Raw genomic sequence first — 11,701 nt, forward strand, 5'->3', positions numbered from 1 at the left:
GGTAGCGTGTCCGGAACTGATAAAGAGAGAGTCTCATGGAAAATCCAGCCAGCCTGTTACGTCGTCTGAACCCCTACTGCGCCCGCGCGATGGAAGGCGCAGCCTCCCTGTGCCAGACCCGCGCCCATGCGGAAATCCTGCCCGAGCACTGGCTGCTGAAGCTGCTGGAGCAGGGCGAGGGCGATCTCACCGTGCTGGCCCGCCGTTATGAATGGGATATGGACGGGATATGGCAGGATTTGCTGAATTTTCTGGAGAAGCTGCCCCGTTCAGTGCGCGGCCGCCCGCAGCTTTCGGACAGCACTCAGACCCTGATGCAGGACGCGTGGCTGCGCGCCTCGCTGGCCGGCGAAGCGCAGGTCCGCAGCATTCACCTGCTGATGGCGCTGGTGGACCGGCAGAGCCTGGTGCGCTGCGACGGCTTATGGCCGCTGCTGACGCTGGGGCAGAGCCAGCTTGAGCGTCTGCGACCGCTGCTGGATGCGCAGTCAGACGAGCGCGAAGAGGTACAGCAGGAAGAGGAGCTGGCGCAGGGCGGCAGCGTGCCGCTGTCCGGCGGTGAGGTGAAAGAGGGCGAACTGAATCCGGCCCTGCAGAACGCGCTGGACAAGTTCACCCTTGACGTCACCGCTAACGCGCGTGAGGGCAAAATCGACCCGGTGTTCGGCCGCGACAATGAAATCCGCCAGATGGTGGATATTCTCTCGCGGCGTCGCAAGAACAACCCGATTCTGGTCGGCGAGCCGGGCGTGGGGAAAACCGCCCTGGTGGAAGGGCTGGCGCTGCGCATCGCCGAAGGGAACGTGCCGGAGTCCCTGAAAGCGGTGAGCCTGCGCACGCTGGACCTCGGTCTGCTGCAGGCGGGGGCGGGCGTGAAGGGTGAGTTTGAGCAGCGCCTGAAAAACGTCATTGATGCGGTGCAGCAGTCTCCGTCCCCGGTGCTGCTGTTCATCGACGAGGCCCACACCATTATCGGGGCGGGCAACCAGGCGGGGGGCGCCGATGCGGCCAACCTGCTGAAGCCCGCGCTCGCCCGCGGTGAACTGCGGACCATCGCCGCCACCACCTGGAGCGAATACAAGCAGTACTTTGAGCGCGACGCCGCGCTGGAGCGGCGCTTCCAGATGGTGAAGGTGGACGAGCCGGACGACGACACCGCCTGCCTGATGCTGCGGGGCCTGAAATCCCGCTACGCGCAGCACCACGGGGTGCACATTACCGATGAGGCGGTCAGGGCGGCGGTGACCCTTTCCCGGCGTTACCTGACCGGCCGCCAGCTGCCGGACAAGGCGGTTGACCTGCTGGATACCGCGTCGGCCCGCGTGCGCATGAGCCTCGACACCGTGCCGGAGCCGCTGACCCGGATGAAGGCGCAGCTCACGGCCCTGGCGATGGAAAAGCAGGCGCTGCTGGAGGATATCGCGGTGGGTAACCTCACCCACGGTGAGCGGCTGGCGGCTATCGAACAGGACGAGGTCCGCATTATTCTGGAGCTCGACGAACGGGAAGCGCAGTACGGCCAGGAGCTGAAACTCACGGAAGCGCTGGTGGCCTGCCGCGCAGATATCTCCCGTCAGGCGGAGATTTCAGACCTGCAACAGCAACTGAGTGAAGCTCAGCAGGGCAACCCGCTGCTGGGGCTGGACGTGGATGCGCGTACCGTCGCCACCGTGATTGCCGACTGGACGGGCGTGCCGCTCTCGTCATTAATGAAGAACGAGCAGACGGAGCTGTTACGCCTCGAAGAGCACCTCGGTAAACGCGTGGTGGGCCAGGATGCGGCGCTGAGCGCCATCGCACAGCGCCTGCGCGCGTCCAGAGCCGGCCTGACGCCGGAGAACGGGCCGCAGGGCGTCTTCCTGCTGGCGGGGCCGAGCGGGACGGGGAAAACCGAAACTGCGCTCACGCTCGCCGATGCGCTCTATGGCGGCGAAAAGTCGCTGATTACCATCAACCTCTCTGAATACCAGGAGCCGCACACCGTGTCGCAGCTGAAGGGTTCCCCGCCGGGCTACGTCGGCTACGGCCAGGGCGGTATTCTCACCGAAGCGGTGCGCAAGCGCCCGTACAGCGTGGTGCTGCTGGACGAAGTGGAAAAGGCCCACCGGGACGTGATGAACCTGTTCTACCAGGTGTTTGACCGGGGCTTTATGCGCGACGGCGAGGGGCGTGAAATCGACTTCCGTAATACGGTAATTCTGATGACCTCCAACCTGGGCGGCGACCACATCATGCAGATGCTGGACGAACAGCCGGAGGCGACAGAGGCCGGCCTGCACGAGCTTGTCCGTCCGCTGCTTCGCGACCACTTCCAGCCTGCGCTGCTGGCGCGTTTCCAGACGGTGCTCTACCGCCCGCTCAGTGAGGCCGCCATGCGCACCATCGTGGCGATGAAGCTGGATAAAGTCTCACAGCGCCTTGCCCGTCACTACGGTATCCGCACGACCATTGATGAGAGCCTGTACGACGCGCTGACCGCCGCCTGCCTGCTGCCGGATACCGGGGCGCGCAATATCGACAGCCTGCTGAACCAGCAGATTTTACCGGTGCTGAGCCAGCAGCTGCTGACGCATATGGCGGCGGGGCAAAAGCCACAGCACCTGACCCTGAACTGGAGTGAGGAGGTGGGGATCGGACTGGAGATTGACTGTACAGAAGGAGTGCACGCATGAGCAGTAATCCCCCGCTGAGATTCAGCCACAGCCATCACCTGCTTTCGGTGAAAGGCTGTGACGCAGGGCTTGATGTGCTGGCGTTTGAGGGCGATGAAGCCCTGAGCAAACCCTTCCGCTACCGTATTGAGTTCACCAGCGCGGACCATGCCATCAGCAAAGAGATAATGCTGATGAAAGCGGCTTCCCTGACGCTGCAGGCTCCGGTTGACCAGGGGTATGGCATTAAGGTGCAGCAGCCGGTGCGGGTGATACAGGGGATGGTGAGCGGCCTTGAGCGCCTGGGCACCTCAAAAGATGAAACCCGCTACGCGGTGACGCTTGAGCCGCGTCTGGCACTGCTTGACCGCTCGCACCAGAACGCCATTTACCAGGACATGTCCGTTCCGCAGATTGTGGAGAAAATCCTGCGCGAGCGCCACGGCATGCGCGGCCAGGATTTCCTGTTTTCGCTCACCCGAGAGTATCCACGCCGTGAGCAGGTGATGCAGTTCGGTGAGAACGACCTGCACTTTATCACCCGCCTGCTGGGTGAGGTCGGCATCTGGTTCCGCTTCACCACCGACACGCGTCTGAACATCGACGTGGTGGAGTTTTACGACAGCCAGAAGGGGTATGAGAAAGGCCTGACGCTGCCGTCGGTGCCGCCGTCCGGGCAGCATTCGCAGGGTGTGGACTCGGTGTGGGAGATGGAGAGCCATCATAACGTGGTCCAGAAGGCGGTCAGCACCCGCGACTACAACTACCGTCAGGCCACGGAGGACATGAACGCCCGGGTGGACGCGACCGGCGGGGATACCACCACGTACGGTGATGCCTATCACTGGGCCGATAACTACCTGACGGCGGGAACGTCCCATGACCGCAACCCGGTGCCGGAGTCCGGGGCGTTTTACGCCCGCATTCGTCACGAGCGTTACCTGAATGGACAGACGAAGACAAGGGCCATCACCAGCTGCCCGACGCTCTCTCCGGGTCAGGTACTGAAAGTCACCGGCGGGTACGAAGTGGCAGATGTGTTTGCGCAGGGCGTGGTCATCACGGCGATGCACAGCCATGCCCGGCGTGACGCGGACTTTGGCGTCAGGTTTGACGGTATCCCGGACAGCACCGATTTTTGTTTCCGCCCGGCGCCAGGCAGCCGCCCGGTGATGGCCGGCACCTTACCGGCCCGCGTCACCAGTACCACTGAAAATGACACCTACGGGCATATCGATAAGGATGGTCGTTACCGCGTCAACATGCTGTTCGACCGGGACAACTGGGAGACCGGATTCGAGAGCCTGTGGGTCCGTCAGTCCCGCCCGTATGCCGGCGACACGTACGGCCTGCACCTGCCGCTGCTGGCGGGTACCGAAGTGGCGATTGGCTTTGAGGACGGCAACCCGGACCGGCCGTACATCGCCGGCGTGCTGCACGACTCGGCGCACGGTGACCACGTCACCATCCGCAACTACAAACGTAACGTCCTGCGCACCCCGGCAAACAACAAAATCCGCCTCGACGACGAGCGCGGGAAAGAGCATATCAAGGTCAGTACGGAGTACGGCGGCAAGAGTCAGCTGAATCTCGGCCACCTGGTTGACAGAGAAAAACAACAGCGGGGGGAAGGCTTTGAACTCAGAACCGACAGCTGGGGCGCCATTCGTGCACAGCAGGGTATTTTCATCACCGCAGATGCACAAATCAAAGGTCAGGGACAGGTTCTTGCGATGGATGCGGCGCTGGGGACACTCAATCAGGCGCAGCAGTTAGCGAAATCACTGAGCGATGCTGTAGCCACTGCACAGGCTGAACTCGCGCAGATCCAGGCGCAAAAAACATTGCTGGAATCCTCTCTCAAAGATCTGCAGCAGTCCGCGTTGCTGATGAGCGCCCCGGACGGGATAGCTCAGGTATCACCGCAAAGTATTCAAATCAGCAGCGGACAGAACTTTATTCAGACCTCCGGCGAGAACAGTGACTTTAGCGTCTTCAAAAAATTCACCGTTGCGGCAGGCGAGATCATCAGCCTGTTTGCTAAAACGCTGGGTATCAAGATGTATGCCAATAAGGGCAAGGTTGATATTCAGGCGCAAGGGGATGCAATGATGCTGACGTCCCTGAAAAGCATGACCATCACCAGCAAAGACGATGAGGTGGTGATTCAGGCAAGCAAGAAAATGACTTTATGTTGCGGTAAAACCGCTGTTGTCATCGACCCGTCTGGCGTCAATATTCTGACGCCTGGTGATGTGAATGCCAAATCAGCCAGCCTGAACCATTTGGCATCACAGATCTTCAGCCCGGCACAACCTGAACTGCCACCGGCGGCCAGCTGTGTGGAGAGTGCACTCTGATGGATACCCTCACTAACTTAACTGGTGCCCTGAATGCCAGGCAGAATGAATACCGCTACCTGGTGCTTGATCCGCTAAAAAAGGTGGCGAGCTGGGATCCTCTGCACGCAGACATGCTCAGGTATAGCCACGGTAGCGATGCCCTGCGCAGGATATTGCGTCCGGATTTGGCCTGGTCGCCGGAGCATTGTCCGATTCTGCTGTTGCTTGCTTCTCCGGGCGGGTCTCTGGATGAAGCGCTGGTCCGAAGCACTGAAACCTATTCATTCGCAGAAGCACTGTACGAGAAGCGCTATGTCTGCGGCTGGTTGAGTTCAGCACTTTCGCCTGATGAAATGACTGTCTGGCTGGCTGATTTGTGCAAACGCATCAAACCGGGCGTCAGTATCCCTGCGTTCGAACCCCTGCGTCTTGAACTGTTGCAGGCGACTGCTGACCCTGAGTTGCTGGCAGGTCTGCTTGCCGCAACGACTCAGTGGCACTGGATGTCCTGTACGGGTGAACTGAGGACACTGAGTAGTAAACCCAGTGGTAATACCTGGATTCTGAACTGGGGAGCTGAACACGCACAAGCTGAAGTCCGTAATATCTGGCGTTTGCTGTCTGCCTGGCATGAATCAAATGACGCTTTACCTCCAGAGGCTGTGCGTCTTGCGGCTGATGCCTGGTTTGCCGCTGATAAATCGGGGCTGCATCATCTCAGTGACCGGCTATGCCTGGCGCTCAATGCCCTGACCTTGCCCGTTGCTATCACTACACATGCAGTCGTACAGGCCCGACTGCAGAAAGCCGCGGAAAACCAGGCACTGCACTTTACCCAACTGCTTCAGACCCTCCCGGACTTTGTCTGGCAGGAGCTGCGTCAGGCATGACGCGACTGAGAAAGGAATTTGATAATGGATATGAAAGCACAGGTAAATAAAAACGCAGCGGCAATTCAGCAGGCAGCATCCATACCTTCAGGCTGTAAGTCGTGTGAGCGTAAAGGAGTTGCGATATACCCGCTACGTGTGGCTGCAGTCCCGGCTTCTCTGGTAAATACCGGCTGGCATCCTGCCGTCCCTCACCAGGACATAGAGCTTAAGGGGGGCGAGTTCAAATACGCCCTGCGTACACTGCGCGAGGGTTATGTGTATGTTCTGGCAGATAAACAGGTCTGGTATGCCTACCAGGTCACCCCGCAGGGCTTTTTGCGCATGTTCAATGCGAAGGAAATGCCGGAAGGAGGGAAAGTGGAACCTCTGAGTGCCGCCTGCCTGCAGCAGAATCATGATATCCGCAGCAGCTTTATCAATATCGATCCGAAGCATACTCATGCAGCCGTGGCCTTCAGCAATGACCCGTGGCCCCGTGAAGTGCTGGCGAAATATAAACAAGCCGGTGCTTCGGCACCGCGTTTTACGCAAGTGACTATTGCTGATGGGAAAACAGTGACAATTGAAGGTGCAGGGCGCAGCCTGGAGCTTGACCCCACGCTCTCAACTCTGACAAAGAACGTGCTGGAGTTTGCGACAGAAAAATTTCCGGGTATTGTCGGAAAAGAAGGGCAGCCCGATGGCGCGTATGGTTTTTATCCCCGAAGGGATATCAGGAAGCAGACGGCGCTGGGTAATAAGGTCGCGGAGTTACAGGAGCTGTACGGTGCAGTGCATGCCATTGTGCTGGATGATGCCATCGGGATAGTTCAGGAACTTAATCACGCCCGCCTGGATGTGGTGGATGCGCTGGCGAAATATCGTTCTAAACCCGCGAATCTTCATCAGGGCACCATTTCCGACACGATTTTGTCAATTCAGGAACTGATGACAAAGCAGGTGGATGCGGATAAAAGCATTAAGCCTGTCACGATCCCGCCTTTTACTGATTCCCCCTTCGATCAGGGAATAACCTTCAGCCGTGAAGATATGGTAGCCGCCACCAAACGTTCTACTCTGGAGAGGATGCAGAAATATTACAGCGAACCCAACCGCGCTAAATTTGCCCGGGAATTTAAAGCCGTGGTGGACGGCTATCAGCAAAAAATTACGGCGGTGGCGAAGGATTTAGATGCCTGGTATCACTCGGCTTTATGGCTGACGGTGATCAAACAGGACTATTCCCCGGTAACCAGTGTAATCAGCTGGGCGGCTCAGCTTAACATGCTGGCCGCCAGTTTGCAGGGGGCGATGGTAGGAATGGATAAGGACAAATCGGCCTGGCATGACTGGGTGGAAAGTCCGGACAGTCCGCCATTTTTGTCTCTCCTTGGCAAACAGTCTGGGCTAATCGCGGCGGTCTACAACGGTTCAGCAAACTACACCAATATGAAGACCCTGCTGAACAGTCAGGAAGTCTGTGACTTTGTGGACAGCATCAACTTCAGCCAGCCCGTAAGCAGCCTGACGATGTCGATGAACGGCGCATTCAGCATGATTGGTGAGAAGATTTCCGCCAAAGCGAACGCAGGATTTGAGCGGGTGCTTCAGGCAATGGCCTATGCTGCAGAAGGTGAACCTGCTGTTACTATTTTTTCGGGTGAAATTACCGTTCGTGAATTTCAGAATATCATGCTTAAGCAGCTGGATGGGCACGGTCGTCCCGTTTGGGGGACCATGCGGGGAGGCATCACGACCTCCCATGCCGGTACCTGGCTGCAGGTAACTGATCCCGTCATACTTGAGCGAAAAATTCACGTACGCTATGCATCCTTACTGAAAGATATTGAATCACCGGTCTATAAGCAGGCAGCACGCAAGGCGGGTTCCAGTTCGGCGGCCCTGAGTAAAGGCACGATGCTGAAAGACGGTAGCCATCTTTCCGGATTCCCGAACCTGATCCTCGCGCAGGATGCCGTAGACGCTTCTCTTACAACGGGTAGCATGAGTATGACGCTGGGGGATACGCTGAAGATAGCCCGTCAGCAGTACCAGCTTTCGCGACGGGTATTCAGCAGCAGCGGCCTGGGTCTGGTGTTGGGGGCCGCTATGCTGGGTCTGCAGAAAAGTGCCCTGGACGCCAACCTTAAAGCGCTGAAGGAGGCTGTGCCGGGGGATGCGCAGGCGGAAATGAAGCTGGCCTCCAGCGCGCTGATGGTGACGGCTTCGGCGGTAGAAATGGTCGGGTTTGGTCATATGATCGCCCGCTGGGGCACCAATCCCTGGGACGTCAAGCCCAATATGAAAGTGCGTGGTGCTGAAATCTACGCCCATCCGCTAATCCGGGTTGCCGGGGTGATAGGGGGAGTGGCGTCGATTGTGGATGGGATTGGGATGTATACGAGTGCTCAAGACGCAGGGAAAAATGGTGATTCAACTGCTAAAAACCTATATTTTGGCGCTAGCTTTTTTACAATTTCTGCTGGAGGGGCCAGCATTTTTGCTGGCATTGCAGGTGATTTTGCTTTGTTTGGTCCCATCGGTATCTGTATAGGGCTGGCCATTTTAGGTGCTGTATTGGCAACCATGGCGGCTGATGAAGTTCGTTCCCCGCTTGAAGTTTGGCTCAGTAATACCTGTTTCGGCCTCCAGCGAGCCGAACATGAAAAACACTGGGATGCTAACAGTCTTACGGATCTTCAGGCCGCGATGACAGCGTACTATACCATTGCCAGCGGCGTCTCTGCACAAATCCGACGTCAAAGAATGGCCGAAGTGGTGCTCAATTCTGCCGGGACGGGGCTGATTGCCGTGCAGGTGAAGCTGCCGGGGTGCAGCAAGTTGGGCTCGGACTGGCTGATCGAACTGTCTGCCAAAGGAAGCGGGGGCAGCCAGTTACTGGCTCAGTCGGCGTCTTCAGGGAAGGTGATAAACGTGGAAACTGCGGCTAAGCAGAGTTTTGATATCACCCCGATGGGAATGGGATCGGCCACCTTGTCTGCTGATTCAGTCATGAAAGAAAGCTGGGAGACAAATGGGTTACTGCTACAGGGCGAGTTTGCTTTTAACCGCATGAAATTCAGCAATGTGGAGCTCAACGTGACCTACTGGCCAGATAAGCACAAACCGGAAGAAAATCTGCAGATAACAACCAGCGCTTAAGGCAATTAAGGATAAAACGATGTCACAAGACGCTTTTTTTCAGGAGCAAAGTGAAGTTCAGCCAAAGCTTAATCCTCCCATATATCGCTGGCAGGAGGATATGCCAGAGAATAACCAGCCTCAGCTAGTGCCTCCCCAGCTGATTTGGTTAAATACTAAAAATAGTATCTGGATGGAAATTCCACGTTATGAAAGTGTGATGTGGGAAGGAGCTTTATTCATGATTTTTTTCTTTTCCGTTGTTTTTGTTTTTATTTTCATCGATTCCATCTCAATGTTAATTGATGACTTCGAGTATGTTACATTTGTTATTATGCTGTTTTATTATGTGATGTTAGGCTCATTTGTTTTTTTATTTTATAAATTATATTTTGCAATCCCGCGCGATCAGCCTATACGACTGAACAAGCAACGACAGGCGATTTATACTTTCAATTATAAAAGAAAATGGTGGAATCCCTGGGCCAGATGGCCAACCACTGTCAAAGCCTATCACTGGGCAGATATTCACGGCGAGATGCGTTTTTCCAGCGACCGTTATACCGGAGGTTTCCAGTTGTTTGCTTCCGTCTGTCAGCCAGGAACGCTGAACGTGACGGAACGCTTCCAGATTGCCAGCGGCTCTCCTGCTCAGCTGCAGCAGCTCTGGAGCTGTCTGTGCCTGTATATGCAAGGTGAGCCGGTGCCGGATGAGGCGGTGAATAAAGGCCGCCCTGATTTCTGGTGTCCGCGTAAAGCGGATAAATGGCCTGCAGAAATGGAACGTGAATCCACCACTGCGCCGGAAAGTGAACTTTCTGCTCCCCGCGCCTGTAGCGAACTATCTGATAAGACGAGATAATCGCCAGTGCTAAGGACAAGATAATGTCTCAGGACGCAATTTTTCAGGGCCAGAGTGAAACTCAGCCAAGGCTTAACCCTCCCATATATCGCTGGCAGGAGGATATGCCGGAGAACAACCAGCCTCAGCTGGTGCCTCCCCAGCTGATTTGGTTAAATACAAAAAATACTATCTGGATGGAAATTCCGCGCTATGAAGCGATTATGTGGGGGGGGATGGTTTTTGGCATAGTGATTCAATTTTTTACTATTGTCATGTTTTTCTGTTTTTTATTTGGAAGTGATGTGTTTTCATTGGTTTTATTAACGTTGGCTTCATTTATTTCATTTGCACTGATGTTGACTTATATTCGGATGAGTTTTTATATACCACGAGATCAACCCATTCGCTTAAACAGAAAACGTCAAAAAATCTATACCTTCGATTATAAAAGAAAATGGTGGAATCCCTGGGCCAGATGGCCAGCCACTGTCAAAACCTATCACTGGCCCGATATTCACGGCGAGATGCGGTTTTCCAGCGATCGCTATACCGGGGGTTTTCAGCTGTTTGCTTCCGTCTGTCAGCCAGGAACGCTGAACGTGACGGAACGCTTCCAGATTGCCAGCGGCACTCCTGCTCAGCTGCAGCAGCTCTGGAGCTGTCTGTGCCTGTATATGAAAGACGAGCCCGTGCCGGATGAGGCGGTGAATAAAGGCCGCCCTGATTTCTGGTGCCCGCGTAAAGCGGATAAATGGCCTGCAGAAATGGAACGTGAATCCACTACTGCGCCGGACAGTGAACTTTCTGCTCTCCGCGCCTGTAGCGAACTATCTGACAAGACGAGTTAATCGCCAGTGCTAAGGACAAGATAATGTCTCAGGACGCAATTTTTCAGGGCCAGAGCGAGGCTCGGCCAGGGCTTAATCCTCCAATATACCGCTGGCAGGAGGATATGCCGGACAAAAACCAGCCTCAGCTGGTGCCTCCCCAGCTGATTTGGTTAAATACTAAAAATAGTATCTGGATGGAAATTCCACGCTACGAAGGGGTTGTCTGGGGGGGGATGCTATTTGGCGCTATATTGTCTTTGTTGGTTTTATTGTTTTATTTTTTGTTGACTCTGTCTATGCTTGGGCTTGAACAGGATATAAATATTATTACCACATCCATTATTGGTGATTTTATACTTATATCTCTTACGGTGATGTTTTTTAAATGTTATTTTTTTGCTGCGCGAGATCAACCTATTCGTTTGAATAGTAAGCGCCAAAAAATCTATACCTTCGATTATAAAAGAAAATGGTGGAATCCCTGGGCCAAATGGCCAGCCACCGTCAAAGCCTATCACTGGGCAGATATTCACGGCGAGATGCGTTTTTCCAGCGACCGCTATACCGAAGGTTTTCAGCTGTTTGCATCTGTCTGCCAGCCAGGAACGCTGAATGTGGTGGAACGCTTCCAGATTGCCAGCGGCTCTCCTGCTCAGCTGCAGCAGCTCTGGAGCTATCTGTGCCTGTATATGAAAGGCGAGCCAGTGCCCGCAGAGCCCAAAAATAAAGGCCGCCCTGATTTCTGGTGTCCGCGTAAAGCGGATAAATGGCCTGCAGAAATGGAACGTGAATCCACCACTGCGCCGGACAGGGAACTTTCTGCTCTCCGCGCCTGTAGCGAAGTATCTGACAAGACGAGTTAATCGCCAGTGCTAAGGACAAGATAATGTCACAGGACACAGTTTTTCAGGGCCAGAGCGAGGCTCGGCCAAGGCTTAATCCTCCCCTATATCGCTGGCAGGAGGATATGCCGGACAATAACCAGCCTCAGCTGGTGCCTCCCCAGCTGATTTGGTTAAAT

7 protein-coding genes are annotated in these 11,701 nt (G+C 55.5%); all 7 read left to right on the forward strand.

Annotated elements, in window-relative coordinates:
- Positions 1–35: 35 nt before the first annotated feature.
- The 7 genes from tssH (at position 36) to IM304_RS18405 (ending at position 11,543) form a co-directional block, all read left to right on the forward strand.
- A complete protein-coding gene (gene tssH / locus IM304_RS18375; RefSeq protein ID WP_193355266.1) occupies positions 36–2,672 on the forward strand; it encodes a type VI secretion system ATPase TssH in 2,637 nt (878 codons plus the stop codon).
- Positions 2,669–5,011 (forward strand): type VI secretion system Vgr family protein, encoded by a 2,343-nt coding sequence (locus IM304_RS18380; RefSeq protein WP_193355265.1) that lies wholly within the window; start codon positions 2,669–2,671, stop codon positions 5,009–5,011. Before tssH ends, IM304_RS18380 begins: the two co-directional genes overlap by 4 nt.
- Complete coding sequence (locus IM304_RS18385) at positions 5,011–5,883, forward strand: hypothetical protein (RefSeq protein WP_193355264.1); 873 nt, start codon at positions 5,011–5,013, stop codon at positions 5,881–5,883. The genes IM304_RS18380 and IM304_RS18385 overlap by 1 nt, the downstream gene beginning before the upstream one ends.
- 24 nt (positions 5,884–5,907) lie before the next feature.
- Positions 5,908–9,027, forward strand: a complete 3,120-nt coding sequence (locus IM304_RS18390; protein WP_193355263.1) for a T6SS effector BTH_I2691 family protein — start codon at positions 5,908–5,910, stop codon at positions 9,025–9,027.
- Positions 9,028–9,127: 100 nt separating this feature from the next.
- Complete coding sequence (locus tag IM304_RS18395; protein ID WP_193355329.1) at positions 9,128–9,868, forward strand: DUF6708 domain-containing protein; 741 nt, start codon at positions 9,128–9,130, stop codon at positions 9,866–9,868.
- A 104-nt stretch (positions 9,869–9,972) separates the two neighbouring features.
- Entirely contained in the window at positions 9,973–10,698 is a 726-nt protein-coding gene (locus IM304_RS18400) for a DUF6708 domain-containing protein (RefSeq protein ID WP_193355328.1), read from the forward strand.
- Between the two features lie 104 nt (positions 10,699–10,802).
- Positions 10,803–11,543 carry a DUF6708 domain-containing protein gene (locus IM304_RS18405; protein WP_193362879.1) on the forward strand — a complete coding sequence of 247 codons (741 nt, stop codon included), beginning with the start codon at positions 10,803–10,805 and terminating at the stop codon, positions 11,541–11,543.
- Positions 11,544–11,701: the final 158 nt, after the last annotated feature.

Origin of the sequence: Enterobacter cloacae complex sp. P40C2, assembly GCF_014930695.1 — a bacterium.
GTDB lineage: Bacteria > Pseudomonadota > Gammaproteobacteria > Enterobacterales > Enterobacteriaceae > Enterobacter > Enterobacter pasteurii.

Bases quoted from the DNA above. Each gene is read 5' to 3' on its own strand.
- tssH (WP_193355266.1), top strand. From the start codon at position 36: ATGGAAAATCCAGCCAGCCTGTTACGTCGTCTGAACCCCTACTGCGCC.
- IM304_RS18380 (WP_193355265.1), top strand. From the start codon at position 2,669: ATGAGCAGTAATCCCCCGCTGAGATTCAGCCACAGCCATCACCTGCTT.
- IM304_RS18385 (WP_193355264.1), top strand. From the start codon at position 5,011: ATGGATACCCTCACTAACTTAACTGGTGCCCTGAATGCCAGGCAGAAT.
- IM304_RS18390 (WP_193355263.1), top strand. From the start codon at position 5,908: ATGGATATGAAAGCACAGGTAAATAAAAACGCAGCGGCAATTCAGCAG.
- IM304_RS18395 (WP_193355329.1), top strand. From the start codon at position 9,128: ATGCCAGAGAATAACCAGCCTCAGCTAGTGCCTCCCCAGCTGATTTGG.
- IM304_RS18400 (WP_193355328.1), top strand. From the start codon at position 9,973: ATGCCGGAGAACAACCAGCCTCAGCTGGTGCCTCCCCAGCTGATTTGG.
- IM304_RS18405 (WP_193362879.1), top strand. From the start codon at position 10,803: ATGCCGGACAAAAACCAGCCTCAGCTGGTGCCTCCCCAGCTGATTTGG.